Genomic DNA, 18,218 nt, shown 5'->3' with positions numbered 1-18,218 from the left:
GCGCTTATTCACGGTCTGATATGCCTGGCCATATATATATATCGTTTACGGCAAAGTTCAGAGAGTTATCATTACCTGAAGGCAGAAGGTTGGGAGGTAAGCGCAGTGCGAAGCATCGATTTTCCGCGGAGCCGGGAGGATTGATAAGGGGCCTCGACGGCCCCTTATTTCGTTCACAGGTAAAGACCGTATTATTTTCTACTGGTCTTAAGGTGAACGAACCAATGCCACAAAAATGTTTCAGTGCAAACAGCAGCTCTTAAACTTCTTCCCGCTGCCGCAAGGACACGGATCGTTACGCCCGACCTTCGTGCCGTTCACCGTCGGCTTCTTCGCTTCCGGCTGCTGCGGGTTGTTTACCCAGTATTGATATAAACGCAGTGCCGCAGGCTGGATACGCTCGATGCTGGCGATATATTCCTCTTCGGACAGTTCATCCAGCTTTTCGCTGTTCTCTTCCGTCCCGTGCAGGGCTATCACCTCAAGATCGGCCTTGAGGGCTTCCGGCAAGGCTGACCAGTCCGTCAGCGCCACGCCGCGCATATAGCCGTAGCACCACTCTTCCACCACGGTATAGCTCTCACCGTCCACGTCGTTATAGCCGAACATAGGTTCAAACTGATCCGGGTACTCGCTCAGGCGCTCGGCAATATCGTTCATGTGCTTAAAGCAGAGATCGATAAAACGGTTCATTTCCCGATCGTTTTTCCAGCGCGGGATATATTTCTCGCCGCCCCACACCGCCACCAGCCAGGCATCTGGCTCAACGACAACAGGACCGGAAAGCACCGCGGTTAGCATGCCGTCCAGTTCGGACACGTCAATCACGGACGCATCATCATGACCGTAAGACATTAACGTCTCTTCAAGCCACGCCATTTCGCTTTCATTCAATGGGCCTTCAGTCATCGCTGACACTCCTGCAAAAGGAAACGATCCTAACACATATCTCACGCCTCTCCGGGCTGAAGTTTAGGTCTTTATTGCTGCAAAAACGTGCAAATCGTGACCTTTGCACAACTTATGGGCTTTATTGTTAACGATATGTGATCTCCGCTGTAATTTCTTCTCCTCCCGCAAGGCGGCATAACGCGGCGCTCTATACTCAGACATGTCACAAGCCCGTCAAAGGGTTAACCATTCTGGCAACGTTTTTGCTTAATGTTCTTCGCGCGACGCTGCGCAGGGATACCTCGCCGTACATGCAGGATGCCGTCTGTATCTTGTTCGTTTAGTGCATTTTGTTCTTGCTCGTGTTTCGGATTGGCTGCGCCGTCGGGCGTTCGGGTTTACGCCGTGGTGCAAAAACCTCTTTGCTAAGGAACATAATAATGTCGCTGAAATTTATCAGAACTCCTCTTTCTCTTGTGTTGGCCGGTTGCCTGGTGACGGCGTTTTCCGCCCGGGCAGATATTGTGATTGGCGTGGCCGGGCCGTTCACGGGTCCTAATGCCACCTATGGCGATCAGTACTGGCACGGCGCAACGCAGGCCGCTGAAGACATTAATGCCGCAGGCGGCATTAACGGCGAGAAAATCAAACTGGTTCAGGGGGATGATGCCTGCGAGCCCAAGCAAGCCGTGGCCGTGGCCAACCGTTTAGTTGACCAGGATAAGGTCAACGCCGTGGTCGGCCATTTCTGCTCCTCTTCCACAATGCCCGCCTCCGAGGTGTATAGCGACGCGGGCATTATTTCGATTACCCCCGGCTCAACTAACCCGCTGATCACCGAACGCGGCATGAGCGATATGTTCCGCATGTGCGGACGCGACGATCAGCAGGGTCAGGTTGCCAGCGACTTCATCATCGACAAGCTGAAAGCCAAGCGCGTGGTGATTATTCACGATAAAGACACCTATGGTCAGGGTCTGGCTGACGCCACCAAAGCGGCGCTGGCGAAACGCGGCGTTCAGAATGTGATGTATGAGGGGTTATCCCGCGGTGAAAAAGACTTTAACGCGCTGGTGACGAAGATCGGCGCGCAAAAACCGGACGTCGTGTTCTTCGGTGGCTGTCACCCGGAAGCCGGTCCGCTGGTTCGCCAGATGCGCGAACAGGGCGTGCAGGCGAAATTCTTCTCCGGCGACTGTATTGTCAACGAAGAGATGGTGACCGCCGCGGGGGGCCCGCAATACACCAACGGTATTTACATGACCTTCGGTAAAGATCCGCGTCTTATCCCCGACGGTAAAGCGGTTATCGAGAAATTCCGCGCCGGTAAATTCGAGCCGGAAGGTTACACCCTTTACTCCTATGCCTCCGTACAGGCCATTGCCGCGGCCTTCAAGGCCACCGGCGGCAAGGACTCGGCCAAAGCCAGCGAGTGGCTAAAGGCCAATTCCGTCGACACGGTGATGGGCAAAAAAGCCTGGGACAGCAAAGGCGATCTGAAAGTGTCTGACTACGTGGTTTACCAGTGGGACGACAAAGGGAAATATAAGGAAGTGCAGTAACGGGACGGAGTCACGCTCAACGTCGGCGGGCCTGCCCGTCGGCGCGTAATAAACATCAGGCTGCGCGGCTCGCGCAGCCTATAAAACGAGCGCGCTAAGATGAGTACATTCTTCCTGCAACAGTTAATCAATGGCTTAACGCTGGGCTCCGTCTACGGTTTAATCGCCATCGGCTACACCATGGTGTACGGCATTATCGGGATGATCAATTTCGCCCACGGCGAAGTGTATATGATTTCCGCGTATCTCTGCGCCATTGGCCTGGCGCTGCTCTCGTTCTTCGGTCTGCAGTCGTTCCCACTGCTGATCCTCGGGACGCTGGTGTTCACCATTGTAGTAACCGGGGTGTACGGCTGGACCATCGAGCGTATCGCCTACAAGCCGCTGCGCAACTCCACGCGCCTGGCGCCGCTGATCTCCGCCATCGGCATGTCGCTTATCCTGCAAAACTACGCTCAGCTGAGCCAGGGTCCGCGTCAGCAAGGAGTGCCGACCATGCTGGACGGCGTGATTCGCCTGCATCTGGGCGACGGGTTCGTACAGATAACCTACACCAAAGTGTTTATTCTGGTTGCCTCGTTTGCCGGCATGCTGGTGCTCACCTGGATTATCAACCATACCCGGCTGGGCCGGATGTGCCGCGCGGTACAGCAGGATCGTAAGATGGCCTCCATTCTGGGCATTAACACCGACCGAATTATTTCGCTGGTCTTTGTGATCGGCGCGGCGATGGCCGGTCTGGCGGGGGTGTTGATCACCATGAATTACGGCACCTTTGATTTCTACGTCGGGTTCGTGATCGGCATTAAAGCCTTTACTGCAGCGGTACTCGGCGGCATCGGCTCCCTCCCCGGCGCCATGCTCGGCGGCCTTATCCTGGGCGTGGCGGAAGCCCAGTTCTCGGGCATGGTGAACTCGGACTATAAAGATGTCTTTTCGTTCGGCCTGCTGGTCATGATCCTTATTTTCCGTCCTCAGGGCCTGCTTGGACGCCCGATTGTGGCCAAAGTATGAGGGAGAGAATGATGACATCACACGTTTTTTCACTTAAACGCTGCATGCTGGACGCGATTTTTTCCGGACTGATTGCGCTGATTATTTTCGGCCCCATTGCGGGCGTGGTGCTGGACGGGTACAGCTTTAACTTCGCCGGGCAACGGCTGGCCTGGATGGTTGGCATCGTCATGTTCGGGCGTTTTCTGTTGAGCGTCTTTTTAGGTACCGCCGCGGGCGCCCGTTTCCAGGCGCGCTTCGAAGCCGATAGCGCGGGCGTATATGTCCGGCCACCGGAATATAAAAGCCGCATGCGCTGGATTATTCCTTTGGTAATTGCCCTTGCGATTTGCTTTCCGTTTGTCGCCACTAAATATGTGCTGACCGTCGCCATTCTCGGGCTGATCTACGTGCTTCTCGGTCTGGGGCTGAATATCGTCGTGGGTCTGGCCGGCCTGCTGGATTTGGGATATGTCGCGTTCTACGCAATTGGGGCGTACGGTCTGGCGCTGGGATACCAGTATCTCGGCTTAGGCTTCTGGAGCATGCTGCCACTGGCGGCAATCATGGCCGCCGCCGCAGGCGCCCTGCTCGGTTTCCCGGTACTGCGCATGCACGGTGACTATCTGGCCATCGTCACCCTCGGGTTCGGGGAGATCATTCGCCTGATACTGAACAACTGGCTGACCTTCACCGGCGGCCCAAACGGCGTCTCGGCCCCTCCCCCCACCTTTTTCGGCCTGGAATTTGGACGACGCGCGAAAGAAGGCGGCGTGCCCTTCCACGAATTTTTCCACCTGACCTACAACCCGAACATGAAGTTTATTTTTATCTACGCGGTGCTGTTCCTGGTGGTGATGCTGGTGCTCTATATCAAGCACCGCCTGACGCGGATGCCGATTGGTAGGGCGTGGGAAGCGCTGCGTGAAGACGAAATTGCGTGCCGCTCGATGGGGCTGAATCATGTTCTGGTTAAGCTCTCCGCCTTTACGCTGGGCGCGTCGACCGCGGGCATTGCTGGGGTGTTCTTCGCCACCTATCAGGGGTTCGTGAATCCCACCTCCTTTACCTTCTTTGAATCGGCGCTGATCCTCGCCATTGTGGTGCTGGGCGGTATGGGCTCTACGCTAGGCGTGGTGCTGGCCGCCTTTGTGCTCACGGTAACGCCGGAACTGCTGCGCAGTTTTGCCGAGTACCGCGTCCTGCTGTTTGGCATGCTCATGGTGGTGATGATGATCTGGCGTCCGCGCGGTTTGATCCGCATTAACCGCAGCGGGTTTGCCGTGCGTAAGGGCGTCGCGCCATGAACGGAACGATATTGCGCGTTGAACATCTGATGATGCACTTCGGCGGGATTAAGGCGTTAAACGACGTCAACCCGGACGTGCAGCGTGGCTCAATTACCGCCCTGATTGGGCCAAACGGGGCGGGAAAAACTACCGTGTTTAACTGCCTGACGGGCTTCTACAGGGCCTCCGGCGGCAACATTTTATTTAATACCCGCCATAAAACGACCAACGTTATTCAGGTCCTCGGACAAAAATTCCAGCCGGGAGACTGGATTAACCCCGCGCAGTTCGGGCAGCGTCTTTTCTACAAAATGTTCGGCGGAACGCATCTGGTCAACCGCGCAGGGCTGGCGCGCACGTTTCAAAATATCCGTCTTTTTCGCGAGATGTCTGTCGTAGAAAACCTGCTGGTTGCGCAGCATATGCGCGTTAACCGCAATCTGCTTGCCGGGATCTTAAATACGCCGGCATACCGGCGGGCGGAAAGCGACGCCCTGGACAGGGCCTTCTACTGGCTGGAAGTGGTGGATCTGGAGGAGTGCGCCAATCGCCTGGCGGGAGAGATGTCGTACGGCCAGCAGCGGCGTCTGGAAATTGCGCGAGCAATGTGCACCGGGCCGGAAATGATCTGTCTGGATGAACCCGCCGCCGGGCTTAACCCGGTTGAAACGCATAAGCTCAGCAGCATTATTCGCTTTCTGCGGGATCATCATGACATCACGGTACTACTGATTGAGCATGATATGGGGATGGTGATGGAGATTTCGGACGACATTATCGTGCTCGACCACGGGGATGTTATTGCCAGGGGAAAACCCGAGCAGATCCAGCATGATGAAAAGGTTATTGCCGCCTACCTGGGTACGGATGAAAGCGAGGTCACCCTATGAGCGAACCGCTGCTGGCATTTCGCGAGGTGGACGTGTTCTACGGCGTCATTCAGGCGCTGAAGCAGGTTTCCCTCGAGGTCAATAAGGGTGAAACCGTGGCGCTGATTGGCGCAAACGGCGCGGGTAAATCGACATTGCTGATGTCCATCTTTGGCCAGCCCCGTATTCGCAGCGGACAGATCCTTTTCGGCGGCGAAGATATCAGCCATAAATCCACCCACTACGTCGCGTCCGGAGGCATTGCGCAGGCGCCGGAAGGCAGACGAATCTTCCCGGATATGACCGTTGAAGAGAATCTGCTGATGGGGACCATCCCCATCGGCAGCCAGTTTGCCGCTGAGGATATGCAAACCATGTTCGACCTCTTCCCGCGCCTCAAGGAGCGGCGCAAGCAGCGCGCGATGACCATGTCCGGCGGGGAACAGCAGATGCTGGCGATCGCCCGGGCGCTGATGAGCCGTCCGAAGCTGCTGCTGCTGGATGAGCCCAGCCTGGGCTTAGCCCCGATTGTGGTGAAACAGATCTTCCAGACGCTGCGCGAGCTGGCCCGCAACGGCATGACCATCTTTCTGGTGGAGCAGAATGCGCATCACGCGCTGAAGCTTTCAGACCGTGGGTATGTGATGGTTAACGGGCAGATCCGGTTGAGCGGCAGCGGCGAGGAGCTGCTGGGAAATCAGGAGGTGAGGAAGGCGTATTTAGGTGGGGTGTGATTTGATATCTGCCAAATGGGCTGATTCCGTGATGGATCATTTCGGCACATATGGGATAGAAGAACTGGAGTATATGTTAGTCGATATCGCCTCTTTGTTTGGATTGCTTCCGGCAATTCTTACAGGTTTGTTAGTAAGAAACGTAGTAAAAAGAATGTGATTTATGAGCCTTCAGACTTAGCCGCGAAAGCTTTTTTGACCCGGAAACGCAAAACCCCGAAAGTTGGATACCTAACTTTCGGGGTTCACTTCATTTCGGTGGTTACACGATAACGTCGTTAAATAAAACTATCGTCGTCATTGCTGTAGTCGTCATCTACATCGTCATTCTGCCAGACGTCGTTATTACTGCCTAACGGATCGTTCTGGTTGAGGAAACGGGTGTCAGAGATGTTATTAACGTCGCCGTATTGATTACCGACAAACGGTTCGCCACCGACGGGCATTGCCGGTTCTTCGATGATGTTCACGATCTCTTCCGGCCGCGACTGATGGAACATGCTGGTAAGCATCTCGGCAAGCGCTATGCCACCGGCCACGCCAGCGGCTGTCTGGAGCGCGCCAGCCATAAAACCGCCGCCGCGAGTAGCTGGCGCCCGAGAGTAATCCTGCGCCGGTGGCTGTTGCGGCTGGGCATTCCAGCTGTTGTCAGGCTGCGGGTTATTTTTCCCGCCACCAAACAGGCCGCCGAGGAAACTGCCGCCCATCGAGGGTTTGCTTTTTTGCGCGGCTAATTCGCTTTCAAGCTCCTGAACCCGGGCCTGTAGGCGTTTCAGCGCCGCTTCCTGAATCAAAATCGACTGCGCCATATAGTAGGGGGCCGCAGGCTGCTGTCTGACAAATTGAGCGATCTGACGCTCTGCATCTGCATCCCGTTGGCTGTTTTGTTGTCCGGTCTGTTTTAGACGCTCGAAAAGGCCGTTGATAAGCTGCTGTTCTTCATATTGCATGACAATAACCTTCCGCTCTCCAGGGTGGATACCAACCAGTTTATCAGCGGCGGCAACCTGTGTCTGGCGAGTGAAATGTTTGTTTAAGATTGGTTGCAGGTTAGCTGAAAATCGCCCTGCTTTCTGGGCTTGTTATTAGAGAGTCAGGCTTAACCTTCTGGTATAACAGCAAATTCTCGGGCACAGCAGGATCGGGACGATGATGAGATACGATCACTTCGCCCTAAGCCAAAGGCACAAAAAAACCACCTTTCGGTGGTTTCACGACACTGCTTATTGCTTTGATTATTCTTTGTTTCCCATGGTACCCGGAGTGGGACCTGAACCCACACAGCGCGAACGCCGAGGGACTTTAAAAACTATAAGAGAGCCTTACGCATCATAAGCTTATGATACGTAAGACTCTTTTATATGGTAATCGCAGGTAATCACTGGTGATGGTTGCACTTCTGCTGCCACTATTTTCGGAGAGCTAAATCCAGTTTTTCTCACAATCCAGCGGAAGATCAAGCGTTTGAATGGCTGCTTCAAAATCCGCGTCTACATGGCGTCGACGCTTCGACAAAAGTGTAACTCTACAATTCACCATCAACTCGGTGGGGCTTTTGCATTTTCTTTTTCGTAGTATCCTCATTATCATTCTGTCTGTTTCACAAGCAAAACCATAAGGAAGGTTTGAATTGGACAGCGCGAAATCTCTGGCAAAAAGGATGCTGAAAAGTCTGGATGTTGGCGATTCCGGTTTCCTGGCTTCTGTAGCCCAAGGAATGCTCTCTTTCCCGGTCAGTATGTATTACCTCGGATATGACTTCATGGACACGACTCATCGTCATTCTAATTTTGATGATCGAGTGAGGATGGCTAACAGCTCAAACGAGGGATATCGGTTCATCAGGAAGCTCAAAAAATAGTTAATGCCGTAATCAGAGAGTTCATGTCAAAAGTTAACATGGACAGTATTCAGGGTATTGCACAAAATTTTACAGGCGTAATGGCTGGTAAATTCATATTCGCTGAGCTAACCGGAGTAAAGCTAGGTGCTGCCGTATCGACACGTATTATGACCTCGTTCGCCGCTGGCGTAGTCATCGGAAGTGCTCTGACGATTGGCGCAGAAACATCGAGAGCTATCTATACGGCCAGAAAGCTTGAAAACCAAAACCCTGCACTCTACTACCGACTTAAGAGTATGGGTGATTTGGATCTTCTGTATTTTCTTGTTGAAGATAAATTGAAACCTTTTCTTGACGCATGCAGCGTAGCAGATGTAAACAAGCATGAATTTAACGAAGTATGTAAATACTTTTTTGGTGGATTATGAACACTCAGGACATTATCAAACTAATAGCATCCAGAATTCTGCGCGGGTTGGGGATGGGAATTGCTTCTGCGGGCCTATTGTCCTGTATTTATTTCTTTTCATTTTCAAAAGACGAATCCCGTTTTATCTGGGGCGCAGCGTCTGGTGCTCTCATTGTACTTGGTTACTTTATATACCGAATTGCGATACTCAAGGTGTTTGACGAACGTTGAAGACCTCAATTGCTCTTACTCCAGCAAAAAGCCCACCGATTGGTGGGCCTGGCGTTAGAGGGTCAGGCTTGACTGCTTCCTGCCATAATTAGATCATGGAAAAGCATCGGATGGGATGAAATCAGCTGGTAACCTATAGCGTGGTACGCGTTTGGTTGGTGTTCGAGGGACAGTAATACCCTCTTTCTCTGGCGAAGCCGAATGGCGAAACAATGGCAATGGCGAAAAACAGATAATAAAAAACCACCTTTCGGTGGTTTATACGACACTGCTTATCATTGATTTTATTCTAGTTTTCCCATGGTACCCGGAGTGGGACTTGAACCCACACAGCGCGAACGCCGAGGGATTTTAAATTCTACGCAGGATCAATGAGTTAGATAGCAGTACATTGCGAAACTTCGCTGCAATTGTCCATCTACTTTACTGTAATTGGCAGTAAATAGATAGACTTGGATAACTTTGAGCACAGAGTCAGCACAGGTAAGCCCCCCCTGGCACGGAAGCCCAAGTGCCAATCTCAGTACATGAATAACGTCTAAAAATGTAGCTTGGCTGTACCTGTACCAGGTCAGCTATGGTGGTGGTTTGCCACTAATGTTCGTTCCCCTTTCCAGTCTGATAAGGGTGATACTATTTATGAAAGACCATTGGCATTTTCTTTCGAAATTTGATTTTATGATGAGTATGTGGGTTAATGTTGAGAATTGGTATGGAAATCCAAGATTTTGTAGGTCATTACAAAAATCATCCAGTGCTTTTCATCGGCACCGGTTTTAGTCTTAGGTATCTTCAAAACTCTTTTGGCTGGAATGAATTACTTGAGTTTATATCCAATGAACTCACGGGTAATGAGGAGTTTTACTATGACCTTAAAGCAGAATCAATGGAGAATGGTGAATATAGTTATGACCTTTTGGCAACAAGGCTTGAGATAGAATTCAACAAATGTCTTGCAACTGATCGGAATGGCAAATTCGAAGCCATTAACGATATTTTTTATAAAAACATGAAAGAAGGCAAGAAACTGAGCCGTTTTAAAATTTATATAACAGAAATACTTAACGGCTTATTGATAAGACCCGAAAAAAGCAATGAAATTGACGCTCTAATTAGAGCACGTAAAAACATTGGTTCCGTCATAACCACGAATTACGATCGTTTATGTGAAAAAGTTTTTGAGTTCAACCCGTTAATAGGGAATGATATTCTTCTTAGCAACCCCTATGGCTCAGTTTACAAAATACATGGTTGTGTAACCGACTCAGACAACATAATTATAACAAGAGACGACTATAATAACTTCAATAATAAATACGAATTAATCAGGGCCCAACTCCTTTCTATTTTCATACACAACCCTATTATATTTATTGGCTATAGCATAAGTGATTCAAACATTAAGTCCCTGTTAAAAACTATTTTTTCATATGTAAATGTCAACACTGAACTAGCAAAGAAGATTCGCGATAACTTCCTGCTAGTTGAATATGCACCTGGTGATCATACGACAGAAATAACCGAGCATGATATTGATATTGAGAGCATGGCAACTATCCGCATCAATAAAATCAAAACAGATAACTATACTGCTATATATGATGCACTTTCAAAACTAGTCCTTCCAGTTTCCGCGATGGACATCAGGAAAGTGCAAAAAGTTTGGAATACTATTAAAAGCGGCGGAGAAATAAAGGTAAATATAACAGAAAACATCGATGAACTAAAAAATGAAGATATGGTTTTAGCCGTTGGTTCAGAACGGACTGTTAAATATGAATTCCAAACCAAAACTGAAATGATTCAAAATTATTTCAAAATAGTTGATGAAGCAAACTCACAACTTATATCATTACTGAATAAGCAAGTCATATCAACTCGTGAAAGGTTCTCGGTTTTCGCATTCAGTTCAATTTGTGAGAATCTCATTAATGAAGAAAAATATAAAAATCGCCAAGTTGATAAAATTATCGCTGACTTAAAGGGTTATGTTAAAGAATGCGGAAATGAATACTCAACAATAACTGACATAACGGATAACTTACCTGACTGGAAAGTCATCGGTGGAATCATGTATTCTGTTATGGATGATAATATATCAATAGAAGAATTAAAGAATTATCTTGAAGAACACTCCGGACGGTGTGACACGGATTTCAGAAAATTATTATGTCTTTATGATTACTTAGCATTTTAAATGTTCGATTTTTTTTACTAAACCGCCTTTAAGGCGGTTTAGTAAATTAAAGTTACCAACGCAAAACCTGCCAGTACTTACCATCAATGCTGCAATGTTTAAACATTATGAGTTCGACTGAAAATCTTCGATTATCTTCTGATTGTAATCATCCAGATACTTTTGCAGTTCATCCCTGTCGATCAGACGTACCAAGGCTGATTCAGCTAACTCTTTCGCAGAGCGTGTGAAGTAGGAATTAGTCACAACCATCGCCTCATCACAACCATAGAATGTTTTAGCAGAGATCACCTGCTGCACCGCCGAGTTACCTACAGAACCAGAATAATTTTTCGCCTGAATAACCATATCCTTACCAAATCGAGTGACGAAGAGATCTGCCCCCTGATCTTGCGTTCTCTTGGTTTCTTTGACGTCATAGCCCATAGTCTGGAATACTTCCACAAGGAAATCTTCAAACTGGAAACCGTCCATTGCATCAACTAAATACATGGTGACGAATTTGTTAGGGTTAAAATGTTCGAGCCGTGTAGCTAATCTATCAACCAGAATATCAAAATAAATATGTTCGCACACAGCTAAGTATTTTTTAACTTCATCAAATGAAACTAAAGGAACACCAGGCGTAGCCTCCGCTTTTTCATTGAACTCTACTGATGAGAACTCTATTTTATTGCTCCATATATAGAATAGAAACAATGAAAGATCTGCCCTAAAAGTGGTACCCGCTTCCTCAATCCATGACTTCAAGGATTCAGTAAGTGTGGATTTAATATGCCGTTTAACTTCCTTAGCGAAACCATAATAAAGAGCGTTAAATGACGTGGTAAGGAGTAATTTATCTAATAGCTCAGGTAACTGCTCAAGCTCATTGAACCCTTTTCTGACCAACACCTCACGGAAAAGTTGTAATTCGGAGTATGTACCATTATCTGTTGAGTAATCTGCTTCCGATTTATTATTATGTGAGAATCTGGAAGTGTAAATGAAGTTAGTAAAATATGGATCTTTTAAACTGGAGTATTTTTCGAGAACATTTTCAAGCAATTGATTAAGCTGAGTTTGCTCTTTCTTTTTCCCAAATAGATCTTTTAGAACACCCTTTGAACGATACTGAAATTCGGGATAAAACGATGGATTCAATGGTGTCATACGTTGTATGTCTATTGCTTGTGCGGTCGATGATGCTGAACCCCATGCAGACGTTTTTACAGGCGAAACTCCACTACACCAGGGACAATTAACCTCAAAAGTCGTTCTACTGCAAGTATCACACTGATAAATCATTTGAATATTCTCCTTTTATTCCAATATCTGTCTATTCGGCGCTTCAATTACCAGCCTAATAATCCACAATTTAAAAAGATCGTCATCACTCAGTCATATTACTTTATGTTCTTATTTTTGAGTCCATCCACTTAGTCATACCCTTAAGAAGAACCAGTGCATCTTTTTTGCTTCTCGTATTCCCCCAAAAACTCAGTTCAAGCACTTTCCCCTTCCCAGTAATTGATACTTCATAGTCCTCAGGGCTAGCTGTTGGAATGAAATCTCCAGCACTTAAAGCAACTCTTATTTCTTCTTTTAGTGCATTAACTTCAGGGTAATCATCTGAATGTATCCATCCATATACGTAGAACTCAGCTTCATCTCGTCCATCCTCTGAAGGGCGATAAACTAACGTAATTCCTGTTTTACCTTGCCCCCAGCATCCCGGCATCAGATGAATTGCTTTATAGTAACCCTTCCAGTTATTAATACCTGTTGCAATATGAATATCAGGCAATACCTCTGAGACAACCGATTTAGCTTCCTCGGTGATAGCATTTTGGTACATTTCCAGCAGTTGAACCGATTTTATCAAAGCCGTGAAATTTTCAGTGACAAACTCCACATTTTTATCAGATACCTTATCCATACTAACCTCACTCAATTTTTTAAGATGACTTAAAAACTCCTGATAAAAAAAAGTCCACTTGCTGAACCCTTGATTCATCATCTCCAACCCCAGACGTCGGATGGCGGTTTCCAGCAGCAGTGAATAATTGATAAGTTGCCAACCGTCTACGCCTTTAGCGCTGTTACCGTCAGGCTTTAATATACAGCGAAATAGTTTTTGATTGTTGCCGCCGTAACTATCAATGAGACTTACATAGCTGGGAAAAGGATTATATGTATCAGCCAGAACTTTATGCTCAATACCTATAATGAATTCATCATGTCTGATAAGAATATCAATATATTTCCCATCTTCTGTTCGGGCCTCTCTCATTAACTCCAGAGAAGTGAAATCAATTTCATCAACATCGAGGGAATCATCCAGGCAACATAGCAATGCTTTGAGCAACCATGGCGGCACCATTTTCTGGGCTCCCATAAACAAAGCCATCAAATCCGTAGTTGGATTTTCGAGATATCCGGAACCTCCCAATTCAAAGAAATTGAATTCAATATCATCCTCAACCGAGATGCCTTTCAGTTGTTCAATAAATTCGATAGCCAACGCTTCAGAATGCAATTCAACCTCCCTTTAACAATCATATTTACTATGCCATTTATTTGATATTTCAGTTATTGAAAACTGTCACTGTTAATCAATATCCATGCAGAAAACTAAAACATTATTCATTAATCCTTTTGCGGGCAATATCTATCTCTATCGCCATTTTAATTTCATCTTTCTTGGATTCTATAATCCTAATATCTTTTTCCATACTTTCAATTAAAGCATTAAGTGTTTTTATTTTTTCAGGATCAGTTTCATATTTTAACTTTACCTCCGGTTCATTCATTTTCATTCTTATTGCATGAATTTGTTCGTTAAGAGGTTTTGTCTTTTCATTTATGATTCTGTTTTTCTCATTGAACCAATGCATGCCTTTATTAAAACGTTCCAGCCCGGCATTTGTATCATTTAGCACCCTGGCTACAACATTTGATACTTCTCCTGATTTACTCTTTCTTTTACCGAGAAGTTTTATTAATAATCCAGAAACAACAATCACCGGAATAGCCACATAAGTTAAATAGACACCAACATAGCTGACAGTTAGTAATGTCAGGACATAAAGAATTAGAGTGGTATAAAAAATATACTTTGATACTGAATACATAACTTCCCCGATTAGTTTCTAAATTAGAATAAGCCCCAAAATCACATATCAGTCAACAACATCCCCGCCATCCCATCCAGTCGCTTCTTGACCTTTTCCCACCCCGGCATGACCTGCCCCATCAGACGGTAAAACTCTTCGCTGTGGTTGTGCTCAGCCACATGGCATAACTCATGTAGCAATACATAGTCGATACATTCTGAGGACGCTTTCACCAGCCATGGATTCAGAGTCAGACAGCCTTTTGCAGAGCAGTTACCCCATTGCGTTTGCATCGCCCGCAGACGTATCGGCGGACGCTCATTAATCCAAAGGGTCTGCGGTATCAGTAAATCAAGCCTGCGTTGAAAGACATCTCTGGCGCGTTCCCGATACCATTCGGCCAGCAACGCTTTAACTTTTTCTGCCGATTTGTGCCTGACCGACACTTCCAGTCGCCCACGCAACATTTTCACTCGTTGCGGCTCCGTAGCGTCTTCTGTCACTTTCAACTGATATTGCTTGCCAAGATAGTAATGGCTTTCTCCGCTGACATACTGACGCGGAACAATGTGTGTCTGCTGCTCCCTGAAATCACGCAGTTGCTGATAGATCCAGCGCCCACGTTTTTTCAGCGCAGACAATACCTCGTGCCCCGGTGTTTCAGGCGGTACAGAGGCCACAACCCGGCAGTCCGGATAAACCTTGATGAGCACCCTGCCCTTTACGACCTGACGCGGAACACACTGTACGGTGATGACCTCATCACCATAAACAATGCGTAACGCTTTCACTGCTGGCGACTCTTTTTCACTCATGTTTTCATCAAACCAACGCGCAGTATCTGGATGATAGTTTCCACAATACGGTTCACCTGGATCATTCCAGCCCCTATCTCCCGGCAGGACGTAAACAGCAGAGGTAAAAGATTTGTCTTGACCGCTTTCTCTATATCCTGAGGGTTCAGGGAATTTTCTGCTACTGCTTTGACGATAATGCTGTCCACCTCAAAGGCTAGCTTCGTCCACTTCTCCTGCACCTGAACATCGTTTACCGCAAAAACCTCAGGTAGCTCTTTTTTAAATACACCGTAATACGCCTGAGCATACTTGTTCACCGCCAGTGCATCCGGGATGTCGCTGAGCTTACGGGCTTCAACTTTTTCTTCAAACTCCCGGAATAGGAGATACTGTTTTAGTGGATGGTCGAACAGTTTTTCTGCTTCTTCGATAGCCATGCGCAGGAGTCTGGAAAATGCCTCCTGAGCGTACGGGTCATCACGCAGCTCCTGCTCAATCATCTTCGTCACACGGGTTTTAATGATGTCGGTTTCATTGCGGGTTTTATTGTTATCCCACTCTTCGGGTTTTTCGCTCTTGCCCATTTTACCTACTTCATACACGCCATCCGGTTCACGAACCTCAACGCCAGTGACATGCTTATCCAGCAGTTTTTTCACCTGCTCGGCGTAGTCGTCATAATTGACCTGCTCTCCACTTACCTGCATTGCCCACTGGCGAAGGCTGGACATCTGTTTTACGGTTTCTTTATAGAGATTTCGGTCTTGTTCCGTAAAGCTCTTGTCGGTGAAGAAGGTAGCGGACTGCAGTGCCACTCTCAGGCATCCGGCAAAGGCCGTTAACGCCTCGAAGAAATCATCACGGGTTTTCTGATGGATATCGACCATCTCTCCGTCACGTTCTTCCATTTTAGGCACCAGTACCGCACGTAACTGCTCAGTATCATTTTTGTTTTTAACACCGGCAAATATGGCCCACAGCTGGTTATACAGATGCGGTAGACGCTTGTATTCAGAGCTCATGGCGCTGTACAGCCCGTCAATATCTTTGATGTCGTATCCGCCCTGAGTTCGGGAGGCGAGGTCCTGATATTTGCCGATAGTCGTGTCCAGTTCAGCCAGAATGCCGCGATAATCTATCAGCAGGCCAAACTTTTTCAGTGGATGCAGTCGGTTTACCCGGGCAATCGCCTGGATAAGGTTATGGGATTTAAGCGGCTTGTCGATATACAGCACGGTATTCTTTGGTTCATCAAATCCAGTGAGCAGTTTATCGACGACAATCAACAATTTAAGCTTATCATCGGTATCGAAACGACTGATGATATTGCGGGTATACACGGACTCATCCTGCGTGCCGACGTTATCCTTCCACCATTTAGTCACTTCCGGCAGTTTGCTTTCATCCACTTCGGTATTCCCTTCCCGGGTATCCGGCGGGCTGATAACTACTGCTGACTCAAACAACCCGGCTTCATCAAGATACTTTTTATATTTGATGGCGGAAATCTTGCTGTCGCAGGCAAGCTGGCCTTTCAGCCCCTCATCAATATTCTTCGAGAAGTGCATGGCGATATCGAGTGCGATCAGCCGGATGCGGTCATCTGCACTGTAAACCTCACCCTTTCGGGCATATTTACGCTTAAGGTCGGCTCTTTGCGCTTCGCTTAATCCATCGGTAATACGGTCAAACCAGGCATCTATTGCCCGGTCGTTTACCTCAAGATCAGGAATACGTTCCTCATAGAGCAGAGGCGTCACGGCCTGATCTTCTACCGCCCGCTGCATGGTATAAGCGTGGACAATCGGCCCGAATTTATTGGTGGTCTTATCTTCTTTCAGCAATGGCGTACCGGTAAACGCAACAAAGGCGGCGTTCGGCAGAGCCAGTTTCATACGAACATGGTTCTCACCCCCCTGGCTACGGTGTCCTTCATCAATCAGAACGATGATGTCGGGGCTGGTGTTGACGCATTCAGGCAATTTTGTCGCTGAGTTAAATTTCTGGATAAGGGTGAAGATAATGCGTTCTTTACCAGAGCCAATCTGCTGTGCCAGTTTCTGGCCAGAGGTCGCCATTGCTTTGGCCTTATCATCCTTTCCGGCCAGTTCGCCACCAGAAGCGAAAGTGCCGCTGAGCTGCCCTTCAAGATCGACACGGTCCGTCACCACCACAATGCGACACTGCTTCAGGCTGTCATGAAGAATCAGCGCCTTACTGAGGAACACCATGGTGTACGATTTACCGGACCCCGTGGTATGCCAGATCACCCCACCTTCTCTGCCCCCGTCCGGTCTGCGGGTGCTTATGCGTTCCAGCAGCCTTTTAATCCCGAACACCTGCTGATAGCGGGCGACAATTTTTCCGGTTTTTTTATCAAACAGGGTGAAGAAGCGGGTCATCTCCAGCAGACGTTCCGGTGAAAGCAGACTGATGAGCAGCTTATCCTGCCCGCTGACTGCCAGTTCCCCCCCATCGATTAACTGTTGATACCATTTGAGATCGACTGAAGGACGATGATCAAACAACGCATGAATTTGTTCAGTCGATAACTGATGGTTGCGCAGCGCATACATCTGCGGATCGGTAATATCTTCTTCGCGCCATGCCGCCCAGAATTTCATTGGCGTATGGCATGTACCGTAGCGCCCGTCATGACCGTTAATCGAAAGTAATAACTGGCTGTAGACAAACAGCTGCGGGATTTCATCGTTGAACTGGTTGCGGATACTCTGGGATATCCCCTCGTCAATGGTTGGCCCTTTCTTGCCATGACCAGCCGGGCTTTTCGCTTCAATAACAGCCAGCGGGATACCATTAACAAAGCAGACAATATCTGGCCTCCGGGTTTCAACACCACCTGACCGCAATACCGTAAATTCTTCAGTAAAGTGGAACTGGTTATTTTCCGGATGTTCCCAGTCAATCAGCGCAATGGTGGGGTTCACCTTTTTGCCATCGACAAACTCCGTAACGGCGATCCCGTAAAGCAGATGGTTATACATCCGCTCATTGGCTTTCAGCAGCCCTTCATTCAGCGCCGGAGAACAGACCTGTGATATCAGGTTATCCAGCGCTTTTTCCGATAAGCGGCATGTTTTACCGCCCACCATAAAGTAACGCTCCGACAACACTTCACGCAGAATCGGGCGTAGCACCACCTCGTCCTGTTTATAGCCCCGGCAGTCCATAATCTGTTTCGGGGGTAAAAACGTCCAGCCAAGGCTGGTCAGTAACGTCAGTGCCGGGATTTTGGCGCTGTATTCTTCCTGGAATTTTGGCGTGTACGTCTGGTTCATCATTAATCC

14 protein-coding genes are annotated in these 18,218 nt (G+C 48.0%); 7 read left to right on the top strand and 7 right to left on the bottom strand.

Features of this window, described 5'->3' with window-relative positions:
• Positions 1-240 precede the first annotated feature (240 nt).
• Entirely contained in the window at positions 241-909 is a 669-nt protein-coding gene (locus ACMWLG_RS05155) for a YecA family protein (RefSeq protein WP_045620559.1), read from the bottom strand.
• Positions 910-1,331: 422 nt separating this feature from the next.
• Between ACMWLG_RS05155 and ACMWLG_RS05150 the strand changes: the two genes are divergently transcribed.
• The 5 genes from ACMWLG_RS05150 (at position 1,332) to ACMWLG_RS05130 (ending at position 6,338) form a co-directional block, all read left to right on the top strand.
• Positions 1,332-2,453 carry a branched-chain amino acid ABC transporter substrate-binding protein gene (locus tag ACMWLG_RS05150; protein WP_045404410.1) on the top strand — a complete coding sequence of 374 codons (1,122 nt, stop codon included), beginning with the start codon at positions 1,332-1,334 and terminating at the stop codon, positions 2,451-2,453.
• Positions 2,454-2,552: 99 nt separating this feature from the next.
• The gene (locus ACMWLG_RS05145; RefSeq protein WP_023312278.1) at positions 2,553-3,467 is read left to right on the top strand and encodes an ABC transporter permease subunit; all 915 of its coding nucleotides are present in this window, start codon (positions 2,553-2,555) and stop codon (positions 3,465-3,467) included.
• Positions 3,468-3,478: 11 nt separating this feature from the next.
• A complete protein-coding gene (livM, locus tag ACMWLG_RS05140; RefSeq protein ID WP_032668486.1) occupies positions 3,479-4,753 on the top strand; it encodes a high-affinity branched-chain amino acid ABC transporter permease LivM in 1,275 nt (424 codons plus the stop codon).
• Positions 4,750-5,625 carry an ATP-binding cassette domain-containing protein gene (locus ACMWLG_RS05135; protein ID WP_045404408.1) on the top strand — a complete coding sequence of 292 codons (876 nt, stop codon included), beginning with the start codon at positions 4,750-4,752 and terminating at the stop codon, positions 5,623-5,625. The genes livM and ACMWLG_RS05135 overlap by 4 nt, the downstream gene beginning before the upstream one ends.
• Entirely contained in the window at positions 5,622-6,338 is a 717-nt protein-coding gene (locus ACMWLG_RS05130) for an ABC transporter ATP-binding protein (RefSeq protein WP_033145889.1), read from the top strand. Before ACMWLG_RS05135 ends, ACMWLG_RS05130 begins: the two co-directional genes overlap by 4 nt.
• Positions 6,339-6,616: 278 nt before the next feature.
• On the opposite strand, the gene ACMWLG_RS05125 is transcribed toward ACMWLG_RS05130, so the two are convergent.
• A complete protein-coding gene (locus ACMWLG_RS05125) occupies positions 6,617-7,288 on the bottom strand; it encodes a DUF2076 domain-containing protein (protein WP_414762954.1) in 672 nt (223 codons plus the stop codon).
• Between the two features lie 949 nt (positions 7,289-8,237).
• On the opposite strand from ACMWLG_RS05125, the gene ACMWLG_RS05120 reads away from it, so the two are divergent.
• Both ACMWLG_RS05120 and ACMWLG_RS05115 read left to right on the top strand, forming a co-directional pair.
• Positions 8,238-8,609, top strand: a complete 372-nt coding sequence (locus tag ACMWLG_RS05120) for a hypothetical protein (RefSeq protein ID WP_226855190.1) — start codon at positions 8,238-8,240, stop codon at positions 8,607-8,609.
• Between the two features lie 924 nt (positions 8,610-9,533).
• A complete protein-coding gene (locus ACMWLG_RS05115) occupies positions 9,534-11,018 on the top strand; it encodes an SIR2 family protein (RefSeq protein ID WP_414762953.1) in 1,485 nt (494 codons plus the stop codon).
• Between the two features lie 105 nt (positions 11,019-11,123).
• On the opposite strand, the gene ACMWLG_RS05110 is transcribed toward ACMWLG_RS05115, so the two are convergent.
• From ACMWLG_RS05110 to ACMWLG_RS05090, 5 genes are all read right to left on the bottom strand, one after another.
• On the bottom strand, positions 11,124-12,305 hold the full coding sequence (locus tag ACMWLG_RS05110) for a restriction endonuclease (protein WP_045619641.1): 1,182 nt from the start codon (positions 12,303-12,305) through the stop codon (positions 11,124-11,126).
• A gap of 103 nt (positions 12,306-12,408) precedes the next feature.
• The gene (locus tag ACMWLG_RS05105; protein ID WP_045619639.1) at positions 12,409-13,536 is read right to left on the bottom strand and encodes a PD-(D/E)XK nuclease family protein; all 1,128 of its coding nucleotides are present in this window, start codon (positions 13,534-13,536) and stop codon (positions 12,409-12,411) included.
• 103 nt (positions 13,537-13,639) lie between these two features.
• Positions 13,640-14,131, bottom strand: coding sequence for a hypothetical protein (locus tag ACMWLG_RS05100; protein ID WP_127348412.1), 492 nt, complete (start codon positions 14,129-14,131; stop codon positions 13,640-13,642).
• A gap of 41 nt (positions 14,132-14,172) precedes the next feature.
• Entirely contained in the window at positions 14,173-14,928 is a 756-nt protein-coding gene (locus ACMWLG_RS05095) for a M48 family metallopeptidase (RefSeq protein WP_045619636.1), read from the bottom strand.
• Positions 14,925-18,209, bottom strand: coding sequence for a type I restriction endonuclease subunit R (locus ACMWLG_RS05090; RefSeq protein WP_414762957.1), 3,285 nt, complete (start codon positions 18,207-18,209; stop codon positions 14,925-14,927). Before ACMWLG_RS05090 ends, ACMWLG_RS05095 begins: the two co-directional genes overlap by 4 nt.
• Positions 18,210-18,218 lie beyond the last annotated feature (9 nt).

Origin of the sequence: Enterobacter sp. 01-M-02-SI-ECC, from assembly GCF_047530595.1 — a bacterium.
In the GTDB taxonomy this organism is placed as follows: Bacteria; Pseudomonadota; Gammaproteobacteria; order Enterobacterales; family Enterobacteriaceae; genus Enterobacter; species Enterobacter cloacae_M.
Note: the sequence above shows the minus strand (reverse complement) of the source record. Positions and strands in the feature narration are given on the sequence as shown.